Annotated in this window: 31 protein-coding genes; 28 read left to right on the top strand and 3 right to left on the bottom strand. The window is 35.3% G+C overall.

From position 1 onward, the window contains the following. The first annotated feature begins 60 nt into the window (after positions 1-60). From paaA to paaZ, 13 genes are all read left to right on the top strand, one after another. Positions 61-999 (top strand): 1,2-phenylacetyl-CoA epoxidase subunit PaaA, encoded by a 939-nt coding sequence (paaA, locus tag G9C87_RS19535; protein WP_172284304.1) that lies wholly within the window; start codon positions 61-63, stop codon positions 997-999. 80 nt (positions 1,000-1,079) lie between these two features. Further along, on the top strand, positions 1,080-1,361 hold the full coding sequence (gene paaB / locus G9C87_RS19530) for a 1,2-phenylacetyl-CoA epoxidase subunit PaaB (protein WP_172284303.1): 282 nt from the start codon (positions 1,080-1,082) through the stop codon (positions 1,359-1,361). A gap of 73 nt (positions 1,362-1,434) precedes the next feature. Beyond that, complete coding sequence (gene paaC, locus G9C87_RS19525; RefSeq protein WP_317168583.1) at positions 1,435-2,196, top strand: 1,2-phenylacetyl-CoA epoxidase subunit PaaC; 762 nt, start codon at positions 1,435-1,437, stop codon at positions 2,194-2,196. 89 nt (positions 2,197-2,285) lie between these two features. After that, on the top strand, positions 2,286-2,750 hold the full coding sequence (gene paaD / locus G9C87_RS19520; protein WP_172284299.1) for a 1,2-phenylacetyl-CoA epoxidase subunit PaaD: 465 nt from the start codon (positions 2,286-2,288) through the stop codon (positions 2,748-2,750). 141 nt (positions 2,751-2,891) lie between these two features. Next, positions 2,892-3,692 (top strand): enoyl-CoA hydratase/isomerase family protein, encoded by an 801-nt coding sequence (locus tag G9C87_RS19515; protein WP_172284297.1) that lies wholly within the window; start codon positions 2,892-2,894, stop codon positions 3,690-3,692. 35 nt (positions 3,693-3,727) lie between these two features. Next, positions 3,728-4,078, top strand: a complete 351-nt coding sequence (locus G9C87_RS19510) for a four helix bundle protein (protein WP_172284295.1) — start codon at positions 3,728-3,730, stop codon at positions 4,076-4,078. A gap of 44 nt (positions 4,079-4,122) precedes the next feature. Then, positions 4,123-5,256, top strand: a complete 1,134-nt coding sequence (locus tag G9C87_RS19505) for a 3-hydroxyacyl-CoA dehydrogenase NAD-binding domain-containing protein (protein WP_172284293.1) — start codon at positions 4,123-4,125, stop codon at positions 5,254-5,256. Between the two features lie 22 nt (positions 5,257-5,278). Further along, positions 5,279-5,575, top strand: a complete 297-nt coding sequence (locus G9C87_RS19500) for a hypothetical protein (protein ID WP_172284292.1) — start codon at positions 5,279-5,281, stop codon at positions 5,573-5,575. A 2-nt stretch (positions 5,576-5,577) separates the two neighbouring features. Further along, positions 5,578-5,991: a PaaI family thioesterase gene (locus G9C87_RS19495; protein WP_172284290.1), complete on the top strand. Its 414-nt coding sequence runs from the start codon at positions 5,578-5,580 to the stop codon at positions 5,989-5,991. Between the two features lie 78 nt (positions 5,992-6,069). Next, on the top strand, positions 6,070-7,275 hold the full coding sequence (pcaF, locus tag G9C87_RS19490) for a 3-oxoadipyl-CoA thiolase (RefSeq protein WP_172284288.1): 1,206 nt from the start codon (positions 6,070-6,072) through the stop codon (positions 7,273-7,275). 97 nt (positions 7,276-7,372) lie between these two features. Then, a complete protein-coding gene (locus G9C87_RS19485; protein ID WP_172284286.1) occupies positions 7,373-7,969 on the top strand; it encodes a transferase hexapeptide repeat family protein in 597 nt (198 codons plus the stop codon). A 14-nt stretch (positions 7,970-7,983) separates the two neighbouring features. Then, a complete protein-coding gene (locus tag G9C87_RS19480; protein WP_172284284.1) occupies positions 7,984-8,811 on the top strand; it encodes an alpha/beta hydrolase in 828 nt (275 codons plus the stop codon). Positions 8,812-8,926: 115 nt separating this feature from the next. Then, the gene (paaZ, locus tag G9C87_RS19475) at positions 8,927-11,422 is read left to right on the top strand and encodes a phenylacetic acid degradation bifunctional protein PaaZ (protein ID WP_172284282.1); all 2,496 of its coding nucleotides are present in this window, start codon (positions 8,927-8,929) and stop codon (positions 11,420-11,422) included. A gap of 18 nt (positions 11,423-11,440) precedes the next feature. Here the strand turns inward: paaZ and G9C87_RS19470 are convergent, their stop codons facing one another. After that, positions 11,441-12,148 carry a CPBP family intramembrane glutamic endopeptidase gene (locus tag G9C87_RS19470; protein ID WP_172284280.1) on the bottom strand — a complete coding sequence of 236 codons (708 nt, stop codon included), beginning with the start codon at positions 12,146-12,148 and terminating at the stop codon, positions 11,441-11,443. A gap of 187 nt (positions 12,149-12,335) precedes the next feature. On the opposite strand from G9C87_RS19470, the gene G9C87_RS19465 reads away from it, so the two are divergent. The 11 genes from G9C87_RS19465 (at position 12,336) to G9C87_RS19415 (ending at position 20,265) form a co-directional block, all read left to right on the top strand. Then, positions 12,336-13,070 carry a DUF4241 domain-containing protein gene (locus G9C87_RS19465; RefSeq protein WP_172284278.1) on the top strand — a complete coding sequence of 245 codons (735 nt, stop codon included), beginning with the start codon at positions 12,336-12,338 and terminating at the stop codon, positions 13,068-13,070. 2 nt (positions 13,071-13,072) lie between these two features. Beyond that, positions 13,073-13,771 (top strand): SMUG2 DNA glycosylase family protein, encoded by a 699-nt coding sequence (locus tag G9C87_RS19460; RefSeq protein ID WP_172284662.1) that lies wholly within the window; start codon positions 13,073-13,075, stop codon positions 13,769-13,771. 442 nt (positions 13,772-14,213) lie between these two features. After that, a complete protein-coding gene (locus G9C87_RS19455; RefSeq protein ID WP_172284276.1) occupies positions 14,214-14,978 on the top strand; it encodes an enoyl-CoA hydratase/isomerase family protein in 765 nt (254 codons plus the stop codon). Positions 14,979-15,098: 120 nt separating this feature from the next. Continuing rightward, positions 15,099-15,716 (top strand): hypothetical protein, encoded by a 618-nt coding sequence (locus G9C87_RS19450; protein ID WP_172284274.1) that lies wholly within the window; start codon positions 15,099-15,101, stop codon positions 15,714-15,716. A gap of 60 nt (positions 15,717-15,776) precedes the next feature. Then, positions 15,777-16,067 carry a winged helix-turn-helix domain-containing protein gene (locus tag G9C87_RS19445; RefSeq protein ID WP_172284273.1) on the top strand — a complete coding sequence of 97 codons (291 nt, stop codon included), beginning with the start codon at positions 15,777-15,779 and terminating at the stop codon, positions 16,065-16,067. A 72-nt stretch (positions 16,068-16,139) separates the two neighbouring features. After that, positions 16,140-16,979, top strand: a complete 840-nt coding sequence (locus tag G9C87_RS19440; protein WP_172284271.1) for a metallophosphoesterase — start codon at positions 16,140-16,142, stop codon at positions 16,977-16,979. A gap of 6 nt (positions 16,980-16,985) precedes the next feature. After that, a complete protein-coding gene (locus G9C87_RS19435; RefSeq protein ID WP_172284269.1) occupies positions 16,986-17,279 on the top strand; it encodes a hypothetical protein in 294 nt (97 codons plus the stop codon). Positions 17,280-17,289: 10 nt separating this feature from the next. Then, positions 17,290-17,775, top strand: coding sequence for a Coq4 family protein (locus G9C87_RS19430; RefSeq protein ID WP_172284268.1), 486 nt, complete (start codon positions 17,290-17,292; stop codon positions 17,773-17,775). Positions 17,776-17,780: 5 nt separating this feature from the next. Beyond that, positions 17,781-19,154 (top strand): DUF4153 domain-containing protein, encoded by a 1,374-nt coding sequence (locus G9C87_RS19425; protein WP_172284266.1) that lies wholly within the window; start codon positions 17,781-17,783, stop codon positions 19,152-19,154. 5 nt (positions 19,155-19,159) lie between these two features. After that, positions 19,160-19,699: a hypothetical protein gene (locus G9C87_RS19420; RefSeq protein ID WP_172284264.1), complete on the top strand. Its 540-nt coding sequence runs from the start codon at positions 19,160-19,162 to the stop codon at positions 19,697-19,699. Positions 19,700-19,752: 53 nt separating this feature from the next. After that, positions 19,753-20,265 (top strand): hypothetical protein, encoded by a 513-nt coding sequence (locus G9C87_RS19415; RefSeq protein ID WP_172284262.1) that lies wholly within the window; start codon positions 19,753-19,755, stop codon positions 20,263-20,265. 97 nt (positions 20,266-20,362) lie between these two features. On the opposite strand, the gene dtd is transcribed toward G9C87_RS19415, so the two are convergent. Beyond that, the gene (gene dtd, locus G9C87_RS19410) at positions 20,363-20,812 is read right to left on the bottom strand and encodes a D-aminoacyl-tRNA deacylase (RefSeq protein WP_172284261.1); all 450 of its coding nucleotides are present in this window, start codon (positions 20,810-20,812) and stop codon (positions 20,363-20,365) included. Between the two features lie 3 nt (positions 20,813-20,815). Further along, positions 20,816-21,268 (bottom strand): hypothetical protein, encoded by a 453-nt coding sequence (locus tag G9C87_RS19405; protein ID WP_172284259.1) that lies wholly within the window; start codon positions 21,266-21,268, stop codon positions 20,816-20,818. A 109-nt stretch (positions 21,269-21,377) separates the two neighbouring features. Here G9C87_RS19405 and greA point away from each other — a divergent pair, with 109 nt between their 5' ends. The 4 genes from greA (at position 21,378) to G9C87_RS19385 (ending at position 25,624) form a co-directional block, all read left to right on the top strand. Then, the gene (gene greA, locus G9C87_RS19400) at positions 21,378-21,848 is read left to right on the top strand and encodes a transcription elongation factor GreA (protein WP_172284257.1); all 471 of its coding nucleotides are present in this window, start codon (positions 21,378-21,380) and stop codon (positions 21,846-21,848) included. Between the two features lie 49 nt (positions 21,849-21,897). Next, complete coding sequence (locus tag G9C87_RS19395; protein WP_172284255.1) at positions 21,898-22,287, top strand: HIT family protein; 390 nt, start codon at positions 21,898-21,900, stop codon at positions 22,285-22,287. A gap of 67 nt (positions 22,288-22,354) precedes the next feature. After that, a complete protein-coding gene (clpX, locus tag G9C87_RS19390; protein ID WP_172284253.1) occupies positions 22,355-23,542 on the top strand; it encodes an ATP-dependent Clp protease ATP-binding subunit ClpX in 1,188 nt (395 codons plus the stop codon). A gap of 78 nt (positions 23,543-23,620) precedes the next feature. Continuing rightward, positions 23,621-25,624, top strand: a complete 2,004-nt coding sequence (locus tag G9C87_RS19385) for a T9SS type A sorting domain-containing protein (RefSeq protein ID WP_172284252.1) — start codon at positions 23,621-23,623, stop codon at positions 25,622-25,624. Position 25,625 lies beyond the last annotated feature (1 nt).

Raw genomic sequence — 25,625 nt, 5'->3', positions numbered from 1 at the left:
AATGTAAAAAGTATTCATGAATACATTAATACGTTTTACATTTTACAAAAGACAAAAGAAATGGACTTAGAAAAATTTGTTCAATACGTTCACGAAGAAAATAAAGTAGAACCCAAGGATATTATGCCTGATGATTACAGGAAATTATTGGTTCGTCAGATTTCACAACATGCCCATTCCGAGATTGTAGGAATGCTGCCGGAAGCTAACTGGATTTCCAGAGCTCCTTCTTTGAGAAGAAAAATGGCTCTTTTGGCTAAGGTTCAGGATGAGGCAGGGCACGGGTTATATCTTTATGCTGCAACTGAAACTTTAGGAAACGGAACAATCAGGGCAGACAGAGATGCTACTTATGAAGATATGTTGGAAGGAAAGGCTAAATACTCAAGTATCTTTAATTATCCTACACTGAGCTGGGCAGATATTGGAGCTATTGGCTGGCTGGTTGATGGCGCTGCTATTATGAATCAGGTAATGCTGATGGGTAACTCTTACGGACCTTATTCCAGAGCAATGGTAAGAATATGCAAGGAAGAATCTTTCCATCAGAGACAAGGGTATGAGATTTTAATGGCACTTTGCCGAGGAACAAAACAACAGAAAGAAATGGCTCAGGCAGCGTTAGATCGTTTTTGGTGGCCGGCTCTGATGATGTTTGGACCTAATGATGACAGCTCACCAAATTCGAAGATCTCTATGAACTATAGAGTAAAACGAGAAAGTAACGATAGCCTTCGTCAAAGGTTTATTGACGTTACTGTTTCCCAGGCTGAGTTTTTAGGATTAACTATTCCAGATAAAGATCTGAAGTGGAACGAGGAGAGAGGGCATTATGATTTTGGAGAACTTCCATGGGATGAATTTATGACCATTCTGAAAGGAAACGGACCATGTAATAAGAAAAGATTACAAACTAAAGTAAAGGCACAGCAGGAAAACCTTTGGGTGAAAGAAGCTGCAGCAGCTTTTGCGGAGAAACAACAAAAAGAAGTGATATAAGGTGATGATTTGAAAATGTACTGATCGAAAATTAATTAACACATTTTCAAATTCTCAAATTTTCAAATTTATAATTGACTATGGCAAATTTAGATATGTGGGAAGTGTTTATTCAGACTAAACCGGGATTATCCCACAAACATGCAGGAACAGTGCAGGCACCAACCGCAGAAATGGCTCTTCAGAATGCAAGAGACGTTTATACCAGGAGAAAAGAAGGAACATGTGTTTGGGTGGTTCCCAGCAAATATATTGTAAGTTCAGAAGGTATGGATCAGGAATCATTTTTTGATCCGGCAGATGATAAATTATACCGCCATCCAACCTTCTATGACATTCCTAATGATGTAAAAAATATGTAATTAATAAAGACTTCAGTATATGAGACTTCAGATATGAAAATTAAATATCTGAAATCTGAAATCTGAATCTGAAATCCATCAAAAAATGAATCCATTATATAATTATTTATTAAAATTCGCGGATGATAGTTTCATCATGGGGCAGAGACTATCCGAGTGGTGTGGTGAAGGTCCTTATCTGGAAGAAGATATTGCATTGACCAACATTGCTCTTGATGAACTGGGACAAGCGAATAACTTTTATCAGTATGCTTCAAGAGTAGCTGATAATGGTAAAAGCGAGGATGATCTGGCATTTTTGAGATATGAACATGAATACATTAATGCTCATTGGGTAGAGCTCCCTAATGAAGATTATGCCCAGACAATTCTTAAAGTGTATGTTTTTTCTATCTATCAGAAATTAATGTATGAAGCTTTATCAAATTCTTCAGATGAAGACTTATCCGCGCTTGCCCAAAAATCTTTGAAAGAGGTTAAATATCACTATACTCATGCTTCATCCTGGATGAAAATTTTTGCACAGGGAACAGAAGAAAGTAAAGTACGTCTGATAAAAGCAATTGAAAATATCTGGGAATACACAAAAGGTCTGTTTGCAAAGGTGGAAGGCGAAGATGATCTGATCACTCTTAATATTGTACCTGATGTTGATGCCCTTTATGAGCAGTTTATTGCTGTTACAGAAAAAGATTTTGCTGATTTTGGACTAGAATATCCAACGGATCATTTTATGCAGCCAAAGTCAAGAACAGGTTACCATACCGAGTATTTCGGATATATTCTTTGTGAATTACAATATATGCAGAGAGCATATCCGGGGTGTACCTGGTAATAAAATAAGATTTATTTGAAAATATACTCCCATTTAAAAATTAAACAATTGTATAATGGATTTTCAAATAGGCAAATGATTAATAAGTAATGAACCAATTATTAAACATATTATCCCAGGTTCCTGATCCGGAAATTCCGGTAATCAATATTGTGGAATTAGGTATTGTAAGAGAGGCAAAAGCTACCAGCGAAAGTTCTTGCGAGGTAGTAATTACACCCACTTACTCTGCCTGCCCCGCTATGTTTACCATTGAGGAAGATATCATGAAAATCATGAAGGAAAACGGGTGGGATGCAAAGGTTGTTACCAAAATGTTTCCAATTTGGACAACGGATTGGCTAACAGATGAAGCAAGAGAAAAACTCCGTGAATATGGAATTACTCCTCCGGAGAAAGGGGCAGATGAGCACCATATAGGGAAACCTAAAAAATGTCCACGCTGTGGTTCTATGCATTCTAAGCAGATCAGCAGATTTGGATCTACATTATGCAAAGCATCATACCAATGTCTGGACTGTTTAGAACCTTTTGATTATTTTAAATGCCATTGATAAATTAATGTACTTGTTATATTTAAGGCATATGGCTATGTAAAGCATAACGAAGCTACTGCCGGATTACTAAGCTGGTAGATGGTTACATTAATTTATATTGTTAAATTAGAGCATTGTTAAATAATAAATTTAAAAACTATGTATACACAACTTGATATCGAAACTCATTTTGATGGAAAACTCAAAATTGCCTACCTGAATCAACCTGAATCATTAAACGCATTAACAAAACCTTCTTTGGCAGATTTGAAAGATTTTATAAAATCCTGTAATGAAGATGAAACGGTAAGATGTGTGGCGATTTCCGGAAGAGGAAGAGCATTTTGCTCAGGACAGAATTTAGATGATGCTTTTGTACAGGGAAATGAACACCATGATCATGATATCATTAGAAAAATAGTAGTGGATTATTACAATCCATTGGTTACAGAAATCACACATTGCAGAAAACCTGTGGTTGCGCTGGTAAATGGCCCGGCAGTTGGAGCAGGTGCCATGCTTGCCTTGATCTGTGATTTCGTATTAGCAGTTGACAAATCTTATTTTGCACAGGCTTTTTCAAATATCGGGTTGATCCCTGATACGGGAGGAACTTATTTCCTTCCGAAACTATTGGGAAGACAATTAGCCAATTACCTTGCATTTACAGGAAAAAGATTGTCAGCAGAAGAGTCAAAAGCTTACGGTTTGGTAGCTGAAGTTTTCAACGAAGAGGAATTTATTCCAAAATCAATGGAAATTCTGGAGAAAATGGCCAATATGCCTACCGCTGCTATAAAACTTACTAAAAAAGCATTTGCTCAGTCGTACAATAATACACTCAAAGAGCAACTGGAGTTAGAAGGCGACCTGCAACAGGAAGCTGCAGAAACAGAAGATTTCATAGAAGGTGTAAACGCCTTTTTACAAAAAAGAAAACCTGATTATAAGGGAAGATAATTAATTTGAGAATGGGCTAATTTGAAAATTTGAAAATGAGAGATGACAAAGAAAATATCATTGTAAATAAGACTTTTGACTTTGCATTGAACATTATTGAATTTTCTGAAGAACTATATAAGGCTAATAGATTTCCATTGGCAAACCAGATTTTTAAATCAGGAACTTCAATTGGGGCTAATGTTAGAGAAGCTCAAAATGCAGAAAGCAAGGCCGATTTTATTCATAAATTAAAAATCGCTGCTAAAGAAGCTGAAGAAACAGAGTATTGGCTCTTGTTATGTTCTCAATCTCAATATTTAAAATCTCCGGATGAAAAAATACGATCAGATTTAAAAGAGATTGTGTTAATCTTATCTAAAATTATTTCAAGTTCAAAAGCTTAAGTAATTTTCAAATTAGCTCATTTTCAAATTTTCAAATTTAAAATATGAATGTAGGAATTATCGGTGCCGGAACTATGGGAATAGGCATCGCACAAGTAGCAGCAACAAATGGCTGTAAAGTTTGGGTATATGATGCCAACTCAAAACAGGTAGAAACGGCAACGCTGGGTTTGGAAAAAACATTAACCAAATTAGTAGATAAACAGAAAATTTCAGCTGAAAAAATGACCGAAATTCTGGCTAATGTCTCTATCGCTATAGATCTCAAAGATTTCAAAGACTGTGAATTAGTCATTGAAGCAATCATTGAAAACAAAGAAATTAAAACTAAAGTTTTCGTAGAACTGGAAAACCATGTTTCCGAAAACTGTATTATAGGTTCCAATACATCGTCCATTTCTATCACATCTCTTGGCGCAGAATTGAAATATCCTGAACGTTTTATCGGAATCCACTTTTTCAACCCTGCACCTCTGATGCCTTTAGTTGAAATTATTCCTTCCTTATTAACAGAGAAGTCTTTAGCAGAGAAAATGTATCGCCTCATGAAAGATTGGGGAAAGGTTCCGGTTATTGCTAAAGATATCCCAGGATTTATTGTCAACAGAATTGCACGTCCTTTCTATGGTGAAGGATTGAGAATCGTTGAAGAAAACATGGCCACACCAGAGCAGGTAGACGATGCCATGAGGACCTTAGGAAACTTTAAAATGGGACCTTTTGAATTAATGGATCTCATTGGAGTTGATGTTAATTTTTCAGTTACAACAACTGTCTATAAGGATTATTTTAATGATCCGAAATATAAACCTTCCTTGTTACAGCAACGTATGTCTGAAGCAAAACTTCATGGAAGAAAAACAGGAAAAGGTTTTTTTGATTATAGTGAAGGAGCTCAGAAACCGATTGCTCAAAAAGATGATGCGTTGTATGAGCAGATCTTTTTAAGAATCATCTCCATGCTGATCAATGAAGCTGTAGAAGCTAAAAGATTAGGTGTAGCGAATGATGAAGACATCGAGCTGGCAATGCAAAAAGGAGTCAACTATCCGAAAGGTTTATTAAGCTGGGGGCGAGAAATAGGATATACAAAAATCTCGGAAACCCTGCAGAACCTTTATAACGAATATCAGGAAGAAAGATACCGACAAAGCCCTTTATTAAATAAGCTTGCTTAATTTGAAGGATAAAACTATTATAATGGATTTAGATATTTTCGGAGCAGAATTAAAGCAGAGGCTTTTGATGGAAAAAGAATACCTGGTCCGGGAATGTTCTCTGATCAAAGATGATCAGGAAAGGTTGGAATTGCTGGGGAAATTTAATGATAAATATAAGGAGGCGATCAAGAGGATAGCTGATGAAAATAATTTCGATCTGAATGCTTCGTATCCTTTCGAAGACTTTTCATATGAACATATGATTCTAGGTAAAACTATGGGTATTTATGACGTATTGGTTGAAGAATTATATGAAGAAATAACAAGTATAAACTAAAAATGAATCCAAAACAAATTGCAGATTATATGCTCGGTCAGGATTATTTTTCCCAATGGATGAATATCAGAATGATTGAGGTGAAAGAAAATTATTGTCTAATAGAAATGCCTATTAAAAAAGATATGATTAACGGACTTAAGACGGTCCATGGAGGGGTGACGTTTGCCTTTGCAGATTCTGCACTGGCCTTTTCGTCCAATAATTCCGGGGACGCTGCAGTTGCGTTAAATTGTATCATCAATTTTACTAAAGCAGGAAAAGAGGGTGATATCTTTAGGGCAGAAAGTAAGCTGGTTAACGATACCCGGAAAACTGCTGTTTATGATATTCAGATCACCAATCAAAATGAAGAGCTTATTGCAAAATTTGTAGGAACAGTATATAAGATCGGAAAGAAAGTAACAGAATTATAAAATCAGACATAAGACTCAGATATCTGATTAAAAACGAGTGAAATCTTTTTGTCTGGTATCTCAAAATCTAAATAAAAAATGAACAACGTATACATTGTAGATTATATCAGAACTCCTATTTCAAAACTACAGGGAGGATTATCGGAAGTAAGAGCTGATGATTTGGCATCAATTGTTATCAAAGAAATTGTTGCAAGAAATCCCGAAGTTCCGGTAGAAGAAATTGAAGACGTTATTTTCGGGTGTGCCAATCAGGCGGGTGAAGATAATAGAAATGTTGCAAGAATGGGTCTTTTACTGGCTGGTCTTCCTTATAAAATCGGGGGAGAAACTGTCAACAGGCTATGCGCTTCCGGAATGTCCGCCGTGGCAAACGCTTTTCGTTCAATAGCTGCAGGAGAAGGAGAAATTTATATTGCAGGAGGAGTAGAGCATATGACCCGTTCACCTTATGTGATGTCAAAACCAAGTGCTGCTTTCGGAAGAGACAGCCAGATGTTTGATACTACTTTCGGATGGCGTTTTATCAATCCTAAAATGAAAGAACTGTATGGTGTTGATGGAATGGGAGAAACTGCCGAAAATTTAGCAGATATACATCAGATCAATAGAGAGGATCAGGATAAATTTGCCCTTTGGTCTCAGCAAAAAGCAACAAGAGCTCAGGAAAGCGGAAGGCTGGCAGAAGAAATTGTAAAAGTTGAAATTCCTCAGAGAAAAGGTGATCCAATAATTTTTGAAAAAGACGAATTTATTAAACCTTCTTCATCTATGGAGGGATTGGCAAAACTTCGTCCAGCTTTCAGAAAAGAAGGAACAGTTACAGCAGGAAACGCTTCAGGAATGAATGACGGAGCTGCTGCTTTAATTTTAGCGAGTGAAGAAGCGGTTAAAAAGTATGGTCTTAAGCCAAAAGCAAAGATTTTAGGATCCGCAGTAGCAGGTGTTGAACCAAGAATCATGGGAATAGGACCGGTAGAAGCAACTCAAAAACTACTGAAAAGATTAAACCTTTCTCTTGAAGATATGAATATCATCGAGTTGAATGAAGCATTTGCAGCACAGGCACTGGCAGTAACTAGAAGTTTAGGGTTGAAAGATGATGATGAAAGAGTAAATCCAAATGGAGGTGCCATTGCAATAGGTCATCCACTGGGAGTTTCCGGAGCAAGAATCGTAGGTTCTGCAGCAATGGAGCTTCATAAACAGGATATGAAATATGCGTTGTGTACCCTTTGTATAGGTGTAGGACAAGGATATGCGATGGTAATTGAAAAAGTATAATTAATTTGGAAGTGAGTTAATTTGAGAATTTGAAAATGCTTAAAGACATTCCTAATTTTCAATTTATCGCATTCTCAGATTTTCAAATTAAAAAAAGATGAATATCTATTCATACCACGGGATTCGTCCCATTATAAAACCTTCTGCTTACATTCATCCGCAGGCAGTCATTATCGGGAATGTAGAAATAGGTGAAGAAGTATATATCGGTCCCAATGCGGTAATCCGTGGGGACTGGGGGAAAATTATCATCAAGGATGGAGCTAATGTGCAGGAGAACTGTACCTTGCATGTTTTTCCCAATATAGAAACGATATTAGAAGAATCTGCACATATCGGACATGGAGCTATAATTCACTCCGGACACATCGGCAAAAACTGTCTGATCGGAATGAACGCTGTGGTAATGGACAAAGCCTATATTGGCGATGAAAGTATTGTCGGAGCATTGGCTTTTGTACCGGCGAATTTCAGATGTGAACCCAGGAAACTGGTTGTAGGAAGTCCTGCAAAAATCATTCGTGATGTTTCCGATGAAATGATTCATTGGAAAACAGAAGGGACAAAGTTATATCAGGAACTGGCAAGAGAGGGAAAAGAAGCTATTCTGCCTTGTGAGCCTTTTACAGAATATGTCCAGCAGATTCCAACGAAAATTGTGGATTACAGTATCTGGGATGATATAAAACAATAACCATACAATTAAATATGATTAAAAAAATTGCACTTATATGCAGCATGATGTTGACGATGAATAGTGTGGTGTCAGCACAAACTGTTGCTACAAAACCGCTTACAATTGGAGAAGTGAGGACGATTAAGTCTAAAACCTTAAATGAAGACAGGATATTGAATATTTATCTTCCACAAGGATATGACAAAACAAAATCATACCCGGTAATCTATCTGTTGGATGGAAGCATAAATGAAGATTTTATTCACGTGACGGGATTAGTACAATTCTTTAATCAGATGTATTCCATGCCGGAAACCATTGTAGTGGGAGTTGCTAATGTAGATAGAAAAAGAGATTTTACTTTTCATACAGATTTAAAAGACTTGCAGAAAGACTATCCTACCACAGGGCATTCTGATCAGTTTATTACATTTATGGAAAAAGAGCTAAAACCCTATGTTGAAAGCCAGTTTAAAACTACGGAAAAATACCTTTTTGGCCAGTCTCTGGGCGGACTTTTAGCAACGGAAATTCTTTTGAAAAAGCCGGAAATGTTCAATAACTATTTTATTATCAGTCCAAGTTTATGGTGGGATGATGAAAGTCTTTTAAAGCAAGCTCCTCAATTACTTACAAAATCTTCGGATACTAAAAAGTTTGTCTATGTTTCTGTAGGAAAAGGAGAACATCCGGTAATGGTAAAAGATGCCGAAGCTTTCTACGATATTTTGAAAAAAGCCGGAAAGAAAAACTGGACATTAGAATATAAAATGATGGAAACAGACAATCATGCTACTATTCTTCACAGAAGTTTATATGAAGGATTGGTGAAAATGTTTCCTTACCAGGAACCGAAGTAAATCAGTTTCACTTGATCGGTGTTCCTAAAAATATTAGATCGTAATAGTAATTCGGTTATTACTGTGAATACCTTAGGGCTCACTAATTAATTTAAGTAAAAAGTAAAAAAACTATATGGAAAAGTTAAAAAACTATATCTACGGACAATGGATAGAAGGGACCGGAAGCGGAGTTCCTTTGTACAATGCCGTTACAGGAGAGCAGGTATCTGTTTCCGATACTGAAGGCCTTAATTTTGAACAGGCTCTTGACTATGGAAGAACTGTAGGATATAAAAATCTTTCTTCAATGACTTTCTATGACCGTGGAGAAATGTTGAAAAAAGTGGCGCTTTACCTGCTGGAAAGAAAGAAAAAATACTACGAGTTATCCTATAAAACTGGAGCTACCCATGTGGATTCCTGGGTGGATATTGAAGGAGGTTTTGGTACTTTCTTTACCTACTCGGGATTGGCAAAAAGAATGTTGCCTAATACTCCATTCTGGGTAGATGGAGATACACAGAAAATTTCAGCGAACGGAACTCATTTAGGAACTCATATCCTTACTCCAAGTGAAGGAGTATCTATACAAATCAATGCGTATAATTTTCCGGTTTGGGGGATGCTGGAAAAGCTTTCTACCTCTTTGTTAGCAGGTGTTCCGTCCATTGTAAAGCCGTCACCTTTTGGATCTTATCTTACCAATGCAGTATTCCAGGACATGATTGAAAGTGGTCTTCTTCCAGAAGGTGCTGTACAGTTGGTTTGTGGCGAACCCGGAAATATTCTTGATTATGTTCAGGATGGAGATTCCGTATTGTTTACGGGTTCTGCGAATACAGGAAGAAAACTGAAATCATTGCCTTCCGTGGCAGGTAATGCAGTTCGTTTCAATATGGAAGCAGATTCATTGAATTGTTCTATCCTGGGACTGGATGCAAAACCAGGAACTCCGGAATTTGATTTATTCATCAAAGAGGTTCGTAATGAAATGACAACAAAAGCCGGCCAGAAATGTACCGCTATAAGAAGAATAATTGTACCGGAACACCTTATCGGTGATGTACAGCATGCATTGGCAACAGCATTGGATCAAACTAAAATAGGAAATCCTCTAAGCCGTGAAACCAGAATGGGATCATTGGTAGGAAAGCAACAGTATGATGAGGTTCTCCGAAAAGTAGATATTCTGAAAACTGAAACAGAACTTGTTTATGATGGTAAACATGAGCTTGTAGATGCAGACTATGAAAAAGGATCATTCATGAGTCCTAAATTATTCCTGAACGATAAGCCTTTCGAGAAAAATATTTCTCATGATGTAGAAGCTTTTGGTCCCGTTTCTACTTTGATGCCTTACAAAGATGCGGAAGAAGCCGCAGCACTCGCGAAAAGAGGGAAAGGAAGTTTAGTTGGCTCAATTGTTTCCCACGATGATCAATTTGTAGCTGAAACTTCTTGGAAAATGGCATCGCAACATGGAAGAATCTATGTACTGAACAGAGATAATGCTAAAGAGAGTACAGGACATGGTTCCCCACTTCCTACATTGATGCACGGAGGACCGGGAAGAGCAGGTGGAGGAGAAGAAATGGGAGGATTAAACGGCTTGCATTTCTTTTTACAAAAAACAGCTATTCAAGGGTCACCTGATATTTTGACGGCAATCACCAAAATTTACCAGCAAGGGGCGGAGAAAAAATATGCAGATAAGCATCCATTTCAAAAATACTTTGAGGATGTTGAAGTTGGAGATTCTCTGGAAACAGCAGGACGAACAGTTACCGATGCAGATATTGTAAATTTCTCCAATGTTTCGTGGGATCACTTCTATGCACATACAGATGCTACAAGCTTAACGGGAACTATTTTTGATAAGACGGTTGCTCACGGATACTTTATCCTTTCTGCTGCTGCCGGACTATTTGTATCAGGTAAAAAAGGACCGGTAATAGCAAACTATGGTCTGGAAAATTGCAGCTTCTTTAAACCGGTATATGCTGGAGATACAATTACTGTTTACTTGACAGCTAAAGAAAAAATAAATAGAGGAGTCAAAGGAAGAAATATTCCATCCGGGGTTGTTAAATGGTTAGTGGAAGTAATTAATCAAAGAGATGAGGTAGTTTGTGTGGCTACTATTTTAACTTTAGTTGCAAAAAAATCTCCTTTTGTTGATCTTAATATTAAAAATATTCAGAAAATTTTAGGAGGCTTGACCCAAAGTACAAAACCAAGCTGGGGTAATATGTCTCCACAACAAATGATTGAGCATCTTGAGCATGGCGTTTTGGTAAGTATGGGAGAACCTGAAGCTGAAAAATGCTTTACTCCTGTAGAACAGCTCGAAAAATGGCAGGATTCCCTTTACAATCACAGGAAAATGCCTAAGGATTTCCCGGCACCTTACTTGGCTGAAGATGAAAAGCTGTTGGAATTAAGACATAAAAATTTTGATGCGGCAAAAGAATCATTCATAGAAAACCTGAAAAGATTTTCAATTTATTACAAAGAAAATCCTCAAGCAGAACATCTGAATTTTGTGTTCGGAAAACTAAATAAAGAAATGTGGGAATTGATGCATAGGAAGCATTTTACTCATCATTTTGAACAATTTGGATTGATCTGATAATATTAAAAGGAAGCTTTATAAAGCTTCCTTTTTTTGGGTACTGATGTCTTGTTTTTTTAGATATCTCAGATACCAGTAAACCAAAATGGGAAGTGCAAAGATTTGAAATAGAAATATAAAAAGTGAGATGAGACCTTCCGGCTTATGCTCATTGGCTTTAATCAAAACCTGTTGGCCCAGAGGACCGTTTGAGAAAACAACAATATTAAATATATTCCATCCCAGGTGAAGTCCAAAAGGAAGATAAAGTGATTTTGTTTTTGCAAATGCAAATGCAAGCATCAATCCAAATATTCCGGTCATAAAAAAAATAATCACCATTTGAATAGGGTTTCCAAATGCATTATAAGAAAACAAATGGTAGACACCAAAGCAAATGGCAGAAAGATAACAGGCGATCTTAATTCCCAATTTTTCAATGGCTAAGTAAAGTAATGCTCCCCTAAAAATGAGTTCCTCAAATATGACTGATCTTAAAGTCCACCAGACGCTGGTGAATATTGTCTGTAAGGTCATATGTTTATTTAATATCCAGCTGTTATCGCTGAAAGTCTTATTCATTACATGATAAATTAAGCATACCAATGCTGCTAACAGGAAGCCTGTTGTCCAGTTCATAATTCTATTTCTGGTGGGTTTAAATCCTAAAACAGAAAGTGTTTTTTTATCGATATACCATAGCAAGAGCCCTGAAATAATAAGTTCAGCAAGAATTCCGATCATGGGTAAATAGTTTTTATATCGTATTTTCAGCACGATAAGTTCGATGACTAAAATAATTAAAATAATTGAAAATCAGTAGGTAATAGTATTTTGTATATATTTTTGTTTTTAAAAGTCCGTCTTCATTTGATCCGGATTAAATAAATAGTAATTTTAATTTTTAAATGAATTGATAAAAAATAATATCATGAATGAAAGCTGGCTACAAAAATGGGATGAAATGAAAGACCTTCTGGTTTGTCCTACAGATTTAGAAGCTTATTTTACTTCAGACGAGATTTTCGGAAAAAAAATGGAAGTAATACATGTTGGAAATGTTTCTATCCCTTCTGGAAAAGTAATAGTAAGAGATCCTTTGGTCTATTTGAATGCAGCAGAAAAACCTTACTTTATTGACGCTCCGAAAGGAAATTTTCCGGTACAAATAGCATTAGTAAAATCTGAAGATTGGGGGAATCGCTATGCAGCGGTAAAAGTTTCATTTACGGATAAAAGGCCTGTAATTTATCGTGAGGCTTTAATAGGATATGAAGAACTGGAAGGAGTGGGAGAAGGAGAATATTTTGGATTTTCTGTAGACGCTGGTCTTGCTTGTATTACTGATGCGGAGGTATTGCCTTATTTCGGTAAGTTCCTTATCCAAAAAAATGTGGGTAACATTTACGATGATTATTTTGCCGATATCTTTGCTCAGAGTTATAAAAACAACCCCAAAAACCAGAGAGAGTTAGGGGATTGGATCAATTGGACAATACCAGGTACATCTTATCAAATTCCGATGTTTGCCAGTGGGTTCGGTGATGGCGCTTATCCTGTATACTTTGCTTACGACGAAGATAGTCAGGTATGCGGGTTATACATTCAGTTTATTGACATTGAACTGGCACTTTCCGAAGAGCAGGAGGATGAAGAAGATTTCTAATGATGGGAGCTAGTTTTGCTGATAAAGTTATTGACTTTAATAGAAACCTTAATTATAACGGTAAGCTGCCACATAATTTTGAGGTGTTGAATCCATATTTTGACAATCCGGAAACGATGGCTGTTATGGAGCAGTTTTATAAAAAGTATTATAATGATTCCATACAAAGAAAGTTTATGGTAGGAATTAATCCCAGCAGACATGGCGCTGGTGTAACTGGAGTACCATTTACAGATACAAAACGACTTGAAAGTGTTTGTGGGATAGCAATGCAATCTGCACGTACGCATGAGGTTTCATCTGTTTTCATGTATGATATGATCGAACAGTATGGAGGAGCCACTGAATTTTACAAAGATTTTTATATAAACTCTCCTTTTCCCTTAGCAATCGTAAAACGATCCGGAAATGGCTGGCTTAATGCCAATTACTATGATGATAAAGAGTTATTTTCTGATGTTAAAGATTTTATGATTGAATCCTTAAAAAAGCATATCAGTTTAAATCTTGATACTTCAGAAGTATTTGTTTTAGGAAAGAAAAATGCAGATTTTATCTCAAAACTGAATAAAGAAGCAAATCTCTTTGAAAAAATGACCATTCTTGAACATCCCAGATATATACAGCAATATAAACTAAAAGAAAAGCAAAGCTATATTGATAAATATATACTTGCATTAAAAAACAAATCCCTTGAATAGCTCAAGGGATTTTCCATTTGTGTAGTAGAATCTTTCACGGTACAATGATAGCTTATGATATAATTTTCACGGTTATTAGTTTTTATCGTCGTAAGCTATTTCTTTATGATCTTATTTGATCCCAAAGGAATTTTCATTAGATATGCTCTTGCAGGGAACTCAGAGATATCTTTTTCATGTACTCCTTTTTTAATGTCTGTGCTTTTTAAAGAGCTGTCACTGTAGCAGGAAAAAAGCAGCATATTTAGTATCTCAAAGGAACAATAATAATGGGACCCGAAAGTAGAGTAGAAAGTACCAAATTGATGCATCCGTATTTCTACGTAATAGGCTTAAAATAGAGTGACATGCTGATCACTATTTTGCAGGTCAATTTGTTGTGGTTAAATTTTCGTTAACAGGCTGTAATTCGTATTTTTGTAAGAATCCAATTTAAATTAAAATGAACGAATTTGTAGTCTCAGAACTTAAAAACAATATCGCAGAAATCACCTTTGGGACCCCTAAAAGTAACTCACTTCCTGGAGCGATTCTGGAAAAATTAGCACAAACGATCTTAGATGAAGGTGCAAAAGATGAAGTAAAAGCTATTCTTGTAAAAAGCAGTGGTGAAAAAGCTTTTTGTGCCGGTGCCAGTTTTGATGAACTTCTTGCTATTGAAGAATTAGATGCATCTACAAGGTTTTTTGGAGGATTTGCTAAGGTACTGAATGCGATGAGAAATTGTGGTAAAATAGTTGTGGTAAGAGTTCAGGGAAAAACGACAGGTGGAGGAGTAGGTATTGCCTGTGGAGCTGATTATTGTTTTGCAACAAAGGATTCTGCCTTGGCTTTGACTGAAATTAATTTAGGTATTGGTCCTTTTGTAATAGGCCCGTATGTTGAAAGGAAAATAGGAAAATCACAATTCTCTGCAATGGCGATTGATGCCGATTTCAGATCTGCTGAATGGGCTGAACAACATAATGTTTATCATTCTGTTTCAGAAAATATCGAAGAAATGGATGCTAAACTGGATAAATTTCTACAGATATTAGCTTCCAGAAGCAGTGATGCTCTTGCACTTATTAAAAAGGTATCATGGGAAGGAACAGAACACTTCAATGAATTAATGCCGGAAAGGATTCATATGAGTGCTAGTCTCATCCTGGAAGAATCTGCAAAGAAAAATATTGAGTCTATTAAAGAAAAATTAAGAGTTAAGTAAGGGCTTACTTCATAAATAAAAAAACCGTTGAAATAATCAGCGGTTTTTTTATTTAAATAATCTTCGAAATATTTTTAAGTTTCAGAAAAATATTTAACTTTGTATTTCAAAGTTCTTTATATGGATTCAAAAAACTACCACGAAGATCTATCCCACATCCGTTCTATGATGGAACGATCTTCCAGATTTATTTCATTGAGTGGATTGTCTGGTGTTTTTGCCGGACTTGCTGCCATTGCAGGTGCAGTGTATGTGTATTTTGTTTTTCAGAGAGAAGGAATCGATTATTTTGATGGAGATCGAAATATCTACAATCCTTCTTTAGTGAGAGAATTAGTGATTATAGGAACTTTGATCTTATTTGTTGCGGTACTGAGCGGATACTTTTTTACAGCGAATAAAAGCAGAAAGCAAGGATTGAAAATATGGGATGCTACGACAAAACGTCTGCTATTAACATTTTCTGTTCCATTAATAACAGGAGGCGTAGTATGTCTTGGTCTTTTATATCATCACCTTTTTCCATTGATTGCCCCAGCGACATTAATTTTTTACGGTTTAGCACTGGTGAATGCTGAGAGATATACTTTAACTGATGTTAAATATCTGGGCTATTGCCAGATTATACTAGGGTTGCTTTCCCTTTTCTTTCTAGGATGGGGATTAGTAGCATGGACGCTGGGATTTGGTTTTTTACATATAGTGTATGGCCTCATCATGCATAAAAAATATAAATAATGATTTAAATTTGCAGCTCTAAAAAAGTAATACTGTATACTATACCTACCACCAAAGATTATGATTAAAATAAATCAGCTCAACAAAGAATTTGAAAGTCGGGTGAGATTAGGCATTATGTCTGTTCTTATGGTTAACGATTGGGTTGATTTCTCGGAAATGAAAGGATTATTGGAGATTACTGATGGTAACTTGGCAAGTCATAGTAACGCTTTGGAAAAGGCTGGATACATAGAAATAAAGAAGGAATTTGTTGGGAAAAAACCTAAAACCTCTTATAGGGTTACCCAGAGTGGAAGAAAGGCTTTTTCTGATCATTTAGATGCTCTTGAAAAATTAATAGGCAGATAAAACTATATTTTTTTATCAATTTACTTTGTAATTCAAAGTTCTTTGTTTTAATTCAATATGTAAAAATAGTACATGACAAGAAAAACATTTTTAAAAAAGCTCTTTCAGCTCGCTGTAGTAGGATCCTTTCCTGCTCTATACTCATGGCAGGTAGAGCCTTTTTGGGTGGAGTTTGTTGAACGTAAGCTTCCCATTAGAAATTTACCGGTGAACCTTGAAGGTAAAATTTTGATGCAGATTTCCGATTTGCATGTAGGTAACCGATTTGACTGGAATTTCCTTATTGAATCTTTCCATAAGGCTGAAAAATTTAATCCGGATTTTGTAGTGTACACCGGTGATTTTGTAAATCACGGAACACTGGAAGAACAAAACGATTTAAAAATAGTAATGGAAGAAGCCGTATATGGAAACCTTGGAACATTTGGAATTTTGGGAAATCACGATTATGGACCAGGGTGGAAAGACATTGAGCTTTCCAGGAGTATTTGTCGGATTTTAAATAGCTATGGAATTGAAATGCTAAATAATGAGCAAAATAACCGGTATGGAATAAACTTTATTGGATTTGAGGATCTGTGCTCACCCAATTTTGATCCCTTGAAGGTTATGAAAGATTTAGATCAGTCTAAAGCGAATCTGGTTCTTTGCCACAATCCTGATGTTTGTGATAAAGATGTATGGAACGGATATCAGGGATGGATCCTAAGCGGGCATACCCATGGCGGACAATGCCGGATTCCCGGTGTGATCACTCCCATACTCCCTGTTAAAAACAAGAAATATGTTTCCGGAGAAATTGATTTGCAGGATGGCAGAATGCTTTACATCAACCGGGCAATCGGACATTCTTATCAAGTTCGGTTTATGGTTCGTCCGGAAATTACTGTTTTTACCTTAACAAAAGCTTAAAATAATATGGATAATAAAGAAATTGTGAATATGGGAAAATATGTTTTCTGGCTTTCATTTTTGCTTGGGAATATATGCCTTTTCGGATACCTTGTCAGCAGAATTGATGCATTTGCGATAGGAGGCTTCTTACTGCTCATTTTTGGATCTATCTTGAATTTATTGGTCGTCGCCGGACTTTTAATTTATGGGTCGATATATCATGCCAAGCTTCATGCTTGTTTACAATCAATCGGAATATTATTAATCAATATCCCTATCGCCTGTCTTTATACTGTTATTGGAGTTAATCTTAATTAAATAATCAACTATGAAAAAATTACGTGTTCAGTTTTTACTTTTTGTATATGATAAAACTCAAAAGTTTTACAGAAGATATTTTAAGAAAAAGAAAAGACAATGGCAGTTCAACGAAAAACAACTGCTTAGTTTCAATGAAGATACCTTAGGCCGTAAACTGGGAGAATTTTATAAGCGTCATGGATTTACCATGATTCCTAAAATGGAAAATCACGATGTCCATCATTTGATTACAGGTTGCGGAACTAATTTCGAAGATGAAATTGCCATGCAATATCTGCTGTTGGGAAATGGAAAACTTAATGCCCATCTTCTGGCAGCAATCATATTAGGAACTTTGATTTTACCGGAATATTCAAAAATGTACCTGCAGGCATTTCGGAAAGGTCAAAATATGAGGTCCTTTCATCATTGGGATTTTGAAGCTTTGCTATGGCAAAATTTTGAAAATCTGAAAGATTTTATTCAGCAAAAAAATACAATAACTTATTATTAAATATCATGAAAACACATCACTATATACTCCTTACAACCGTCTTATTTATTATTCTTTTTTATAACGAAAATGTAGGTTTAAATCTTGGACTGTTAGGTATTGCTTATGCGTTACTAACATGGTACAAAACACCAAAGTCAAACAAAACAAAAGTATTTTTCATGCTTTTTTTCACAAGTATTTTTTCTTCAGTAGCTTTTGCCTGGTATGGAGATTTTGCTTCTTTTGTGGCGGTTGTAAGTTCACTTCTGCTTTTATCTTACAGATCAGGAAATAAAAGACTAAAAATTCTCTTCTTGATTCCTGTTTTTATAGTGAACTGCTTTACTTTTTTATGTCGATTTTTTAATTTTGATAGTTGGCTTCCCAAAAAAAATATTTCGGGGTTAGGACAGAAAATATTTGCCTTTATCTTGATTCCATTGGTATTAGTTGCTGTTTTTTTTGGAATTTACTCTGTAGGAAGTGATCATTTTGCCAGCTTGTTTACGAATATCAAAATAGATATTAATATTTGGGAACTTTTCTGCATAACAGTATTGGGGATGTTTATCGCTTTCAATTATTGGAATTATGCTGTAGAAAAAATCATTTATAAACAAAATCATTTTTTAGATGATACTTTTCACACGAAAGATCGAATCGTACAATCAACATATTCTTTTCTTGATATTGATGCAGAAAGGATGAGCGGCATAATCTCGTTTTTAGCATTAAATGTATTATTGATCTTTTTTATCATCACTTATAATTACGAACTATTCTACGAAGCTTCAAAAACTCCCGGCCAGCTTTCAGAAGAAACCCACCAAAGAGTAAATGCTGTGATCATGTCTATTATTATGTCTATTCTGGTGATTATGTTTTATTTTAAATCCGGATTTAATTTTGATCCGAAAGCCGGGCTTATGAAAAACCTGGCTAAGATCTGGATTTTTTTAAATGCGGCACTGATTATTTCCACGATGATAAAGAACTCCGAATACATTATCAATTATGGTTTTACATATAAAAGGCTTGGAGTATATGCTTTCCTGACTCTTTCATTGATTGGTTTGACAATGACGTATATTAAAATTCAATACAGAAAAAGAAATGCTTTTCTGTTTAATACAATGACATGGTATTTTTATGGAACAATTTTGGCTTGTAGTTATATCAATTGGGGAGGATTAATTACTTCTCACAATATGAAGCGCAGTGATTTTAATGCAGGTTATCACTTCACAGAAATCAACTTTAGTGAGAAAAGTTTACTGAAGTTTGCTGCCGAAAAAAAAGATATTATACTAAAAAAACAAATTATAAGTAAAGTAAAACAAAAGAAATCATTTTCTTTCTTGTCAGAAGTGCTTTACTATGAAACACTAAAAGAATAACTATTATGAAAAAGTCCTTATTGCTGATCCCATTGATTATTGTTTCTTGTAAAAAAGAACCAAATGTAAACGAAACAGCCAACAAAGATTCGATCATGATTTCAGAACAGCCGGGTCCAGAACATTCAGTAGATTCAGCTGCTATAAGAAAAAAAGATTCTATCATTAATAATTCTCCCGTCACCAAACATGTCTTAAAAAAAGGTGTGATGAGAAGTGAGAAAGATGGGCAAATAATAAGAACTGCCGATGCATCACAGCTTCCATTTACAGTAGGAGAGCAATTTACAAAAGAAGGACAGGAGCTGATTCTCAAAATCACAAATTATAATAAAAGTGATATCAAGGCATCCATTTCTACAAAAGAAAAAGATTTTAATATTCGTTTCAATCAGATAAAATTGCCAAATGGAGAATACGATGGTCCTTTTGGAAGAGATATTTTTTATCAGATGGCGGGCAAAGGTGAAGTATGGTTAATTATAGGCAAAAGTAACATGGCTTCCGGAAACACAAAAGGAAGTTTTTCAGTAAGCGTCGAATAATAATTCTTTGGTATAGTTTCTGCAAGATAATTTTTGTATTAAGATTTACAATTATGAAAAATATATTTTTAACTGCAGTGGTAGCTTCTGTTGCCCTTGTTAGTTGTGGAACAGTACAGTCATTGGTTCAGAATACGTTTCCTTACACGGCTAATGTATTAGTATCCACAGGGGTGCCTGCTGATAAGGAGGTGTCTTCTACGGCTACTGCTTCTAATGTACAGACTTGGTTTGGTGGGAATAATAATGCTAAAATAAAAGATGTGAGATTGGCAGATGCAAAAATCTCTGTGGTTTCTCCTTCTGGTGGCAACTTAAGTGCTTTTAAAAACATTAAAGTTTATATTTCTTCAAATGGTACGGGTGAAAGACTTGTTGCATCAAGATCCAACATCTCTTCAAATAGTTCCAGCTTAAACCTCGATCTTAATAATAATGGATTTTTGGATGAGGTCGTAAAGAGCAACGGACTTACAGTAAGAACAGTTTATGAACTGAAAAATCAGACAAGTTCAGATATGAACTTAAAAGTAGCATTGAATTTCAGCAGTATACCTGCGAATTAGTTTTTATAAAAGTTTATTAGGAAAAAGGTCTTTCAAATTTTGAAGGACCTTTTTTATTTGGGATTAAATATAATTTAATGTATTGATATAAAGTGTCTTACATTTTTGTTTGGCTATCCATTACAATAGTGACAGGACCATCATTAACTAAAGAAACCTTCATGTCTGCACCAAAAATTCCGGATTCTGTTTTTAGTCCTGATTTTGCAATTTCTTCTTTGAAATAATCAAAAAGGGGAATTGCTTTATCGGGTTTTGCTGCCTTAATAAAGGATGGACGATTTCCCTTTTTATAATCAGCTATCAACGTAAACTGGCTGATACAAAGGATTTCTCCTGAAATATCTTTTAATGAAAGATTGAGCTTATCATCTTCATCAGCAAAAACTCTAAGGTTCAATATTTTTTGTACGAGCCAATCTGCATCTGCTTTCTCATCATTTTCATCAATTCCAATGAGTAGCATAAAGCCACTATTGATCTCGCCGACGATTTTCTCTTCTACTTTTACATGAGCTTCTGAAACTCTCTGTATTACAACTTTCATAAATTAATAATAAACATTTAATACTCTGGTATTGGGATTATAATTGTAAGGATAAGTTTTCGGAGGTACATTTGTTCCTGACGAAGGTTGGCCGGTAAGTAAAATCCATTTAGCGTTATCCTTTGGACAAATGATACTAATATTGTCTTTTACTTCAAGTGTAGTATCATTATCAGGGCATATATGAGGTGCATTTCTATCAAATACCATAAACTGATTATCTGATCTACGGACAATAATTAAACCCCGTGTTCCTGATTGTTGCTCATCCACATAGATCCATCCACCTACATAGTTCAAATTATTATATGCAGCTAAATTAAGGTTCAAGGTTACGTTAATTGGAGTATTGGGAAAGCAGCTTACCGTGTCTTCTCGACTTCCGCAAGAATTAACAGATATATTGCTGATTATCAGTAAGGTGGAAAAGAATAAGATTGAAAAAGTTTTTTTCATTTCAATTTAAATTTTTATATATTTGTAAAAATTAAACGATTACAACACGAAAACATTGTCCGGCAAATGTCGGATTATTTTTTTATACTAAAACTAAATTTTGAAAATTATGGCAAGCTATGTTACAAAGGAGGGGTTAGATAAAATGAAAGCCGAGCTTGAGCAGTTGGAAACTGTAGAAAGACCTAAAATTACTCAACAGATTGCAGAAGCTAGAGACAAAGGTGATTTGTCTGAAAATGCAGAATATGATGCGGCAAAAGAAGCTCAGGGGATGCTTGAAATGAGAATTTCTAAACTGAAAGATGTTATTTCAGGGTCTAAAATAATAGATGAAAGTCAGCTAGATACTTCAAAAGTTTCCATTTTAACAACTGTGAAACTAAAAAATAATGCAACGCAACAACAACAGATATTTACTTTAGTTCCTGATAATGAGAGCGACCTTAAAAGCGGCAAGATCTCTGTAAATACACCTATTGCAAAAGGTTTGCTAGGTAAAGTTGTGGGAGAGACCGCAGAGATTGTTTTACCGAACGGAAATAAATTATCTTTTGAAGTACTTGAAATTACCCTATAAGGATAAATTAATACATGTATAATTCTCTGAAGTAAATTTTTTGATGCATATGAGTACTATATTCACAAAAATCATTAATGGCGAAATTCCTTCCTACAAAATCGCAGAGGATGAAAATTTCGTTGCGTTTTTAGATGCAATGCCCTTAGTTAAAGGACATACATTAATAGTCCCTAAAAAAGAAGTGGATCTGATCTTTGATCTGGAAAGCGAGGAGTATAAAAACCTTTGGGGATTTTCACAAAAAGTTGCCAAGCAGATTAAAAAAGCAATTCCTTGTATTAGAGTAGGGATTGCAGTGGTAGGCCTGGAAGTTCCTCATGCACATATTCATTTAATACCACTCAATACAGTGGAAGATATGAATTTTAAAAATGAGAGACTGAAATTAACGGATGAAGAGTATACCGAAATTCAAAAATCAATTATTAATTCTTAAAAAATCAAGAAATCGTAAAAAAGAAATTTTTTACGATTTTCTTTAACATATATATTATATAAATAGTATGAATTCAAACCAATGTTCTTTTTGTGGCAGAAAAAGAAATGAAGTGCAGATGCTTATTTCTGGTCAGAATGGCTTTATCTGTGAAAACTGTATAGAACAAGCTCATGCGATTGTAAAAGACAGTGCTACTAAAACTGAATTTTCACCTGCGGAAAATATAGATACGCTAAAAAAACCAAAGGAGATTAAAGAGTTCCTTAACCAATATGTGATCGGACAGGATCAGGCAAAAAAACAACTTTCGATTGCTGTATACAATCATTATAAAAGATTGCTTCATGCACAGGATGAAAATAGAGAAGTAGAGCTTGAAAAGTCCAATATTATCATGATCGGTGAAACAGGAACCGGAAAAACTTTGCTGGCCAAGACTATAGCAAGAGAACTTAATGTTCCTTTTTGTATAGTAGATGCTACGATTTTAACCGAGGCCGGATATGTAGGAGAAGACGTTGAAAGTATTCTTTCAAGACTTCTTATGGTTGCAGATTATGATGTGGAAAAAGCTGAAAAAGGAATTGTATTTATTGACGAAATAGACAAGATTGCCAGAAAATCTGATAATCCAAGTATTACCAGAGATGTTTCTGGGGAAGGTGTTCAGCAGGGGCTTTTAAAATTGCTTGAGGGAAGTATTGTAAATGTTCCACCACAAGGAGGAAGAAAACATCCGGATCAGAAATATATCCAGGTTAATACCCAAAACATACTATTTATTGCTGGTGGTGCTTTTGATGGTATAAAGGAAATTATCGAGAGAAGAATGAACAAACAGGCAATAGGTTTCAGTGCTGAAAAGATAAATAATGTAGATGAAGATGAATATGTATTAACAAATATTAATGCAATAGATCTCCGTTCTTTCGGATTAATTCCCGAACTTTTGGGAAGATTTCCAATCATTACATACCTCGAAAAACTAACAAAAGAAACGATGGTACGTATCATGAAAGAGCCCAAAAATTCAATCGTCAATCAGTTTATTGAGCTTTTTAAAATGGATGGCACAGAATTGGTATTTACGGATGGTGCTATTGAAAAGATCGTGGAGGAAACCCTTGATAAAGGATTGGGAGCCAGAGGACTTAGGGGAACTACCGAAAAAGTCTTGGAAGACTACATGTTTGCAATAGGTGAGGAAAAGAAAATAGTATTAACTGAAGATAATATTATTGTTAATAAATAAAAATAATTTTTTTATTATGAAAAAAATCATACCTTTGCGGGTGAGATTGTATTATAACACACACAAATAATTTATACAATGAGAAAAAGTTTATTTGCTATAGGTCTTTTAGCAATTAGTTATTCTGTTCAGGCGCAGATATTATGTCACGTAGACGCTAATGCTAATATGTATGTAAGTAAAGGTACCCTAGTTTATAGCGGGGGAGGTTTACAAATGAAAGCTAATGGTACTATAGAAAACCATGGAAACTTTATGGTTTCTGGTACAGCAACTGATCTTGTCAAGACGATTGATGCGTCAAATGCTGATAAGACAGAAGCAAACGGCGGAGGTAATTTTATTAACAAACTTAATGAGCCTACGGCTTATGCATCTGTTAATACCAATAGCTCTACTGCTACTCCCGTTTATACTTACGGACAATTATTCATCACAGGTATTCCACAAGCAAACATTACTGGAATTGTAGATCAGGAATTCAGACAAGTTCGTCAGGGTGATTATCAACAAATTGGGATGCCGTTCTATTTTAAAACTCCAGCTACTTTAAATGCTGAATTTGGTAAAACATTCACAACAGTAAGAAAATCAAAGAATGATATCCTGTATTGGAATAACAATACGGTACAGTTTGTTCATTTATCACCGATCAATGGTATTTACAAGTTTGGTGATGCAGCACCTACCTATTCTTATTGGGCATTAGGTGGAGCCGGCTTAGATGTTAGTTCTATTACACGTACCGTAAAAGGGCGACCTGTGAGTGATATTGCAACAGGAGTTATTGGAACTAGTGTTACATTACAAAATGCTGGAGCTGGAATCAACTTTGGGGCAGGTGGAAATAATCTAAATTCATTTAGAGAAAAATACAATACCTATGCATATGACCCATTCGAAATTCCTTCAGGTGGAGCATTGTGGACAGGTAATTATGCTAGAAACATGTATCAATTTGGTAATCCATTCCTAACCAACCTTGACTTATCAAAAATTGCATATAACGAACCGGCTGCTAATGGTGACGGAGTAAACCTTAGTAATATATATGGTGTAGTACTTGATGTTTCCGGGGTTGTAAATAATCAAGGTGGAACAACTACCGGAGGTTATAAATCGGTTACGTTTAATGCTGGTGTTCCAACAGGGGATGTTGATTATTTGATGATCAGACCATTTGGAACTTTTACGATTAAGCTTAATAACAATAATAATACGGATGTTCTAAACTTTGGCAATCTTAGGAGGTTTAATTATTATAGCAGAGCAGCGAATACTGATTATAATGTTAATGCAAGCAGAAGTGCTGCAGGTAGCATGAGTCAAGGCACTGTAAAGCAATTAGGAATTATTGCTCTTGATGCTAATGGTGTAGAAATTGGTAAAACTTATTATGTGGTTTATCCAAATGCAACTACTGGACATTCAGCAGCTGCTAAAACACAGTATGCTGCATCAACAGCAGATGTTGTGGGTACTTTTGAAGAAAATAAGGCTGGAGGTTATGATAATGATTATACTTCAAAGTATTGGTTACGTATCAATGAAGCCAATGAAAATGATTTTAAAGGAAAAAATGTGATGTTAGCAACTTACAGTTCTAATATAAAATCTTTTAAATTTGAAATTAGAGAGAATGCTGAATTGGTAAGTAAGGGGACACACCAATTATCTTCAGGTACAGGTTTCTATTACAAAGCTCCAAACGGAGAAGTAACTGAAGCAAAACAAGGAGATATAATTCCTGCCAAAGGAACTGAGTACAGTTTATATTATGGTGCACCTGAGGCCTCAACAGCAAGAAATCTTGCAATGGATGGAGCAGCAGTGAAGCCTTCATCAAGAACTAAAGTAGTTTATAACCCGGATATTACAAATTATATTGTAAGATTTGATCCGGATTGGAAGAAAGCAGATATTGAAGTTTATGATATGAGTGGTAAACTGGTAATCTCTAAAAAAGCAGTAAATACTTCTGCAGATTTTGTAATTGAATTAAACAATTCTATTAAAAACTCTTATGTAGTAAAAATTGTTTCAGATAAGGGAGAAACTGTTAACACTAAAATCTTAAAATAAA

Source organism: Chryseobacterium sp. LAM-KRS1 (genome assembly GCF_013184525.1).
Classification (GTDB): domain Bacteria; phylum Bacteroidota; class Bacteroidia; order Flavobacteriales; family Weeksellaceae; genus Chryseobacterium; species Chryseobacterium proteolyticum.
The sequence above is the reverse complement of the archived record's forward strand: the minus strand, read 5'-3'. Positions and strand labels throughout refer to the sequence as shown.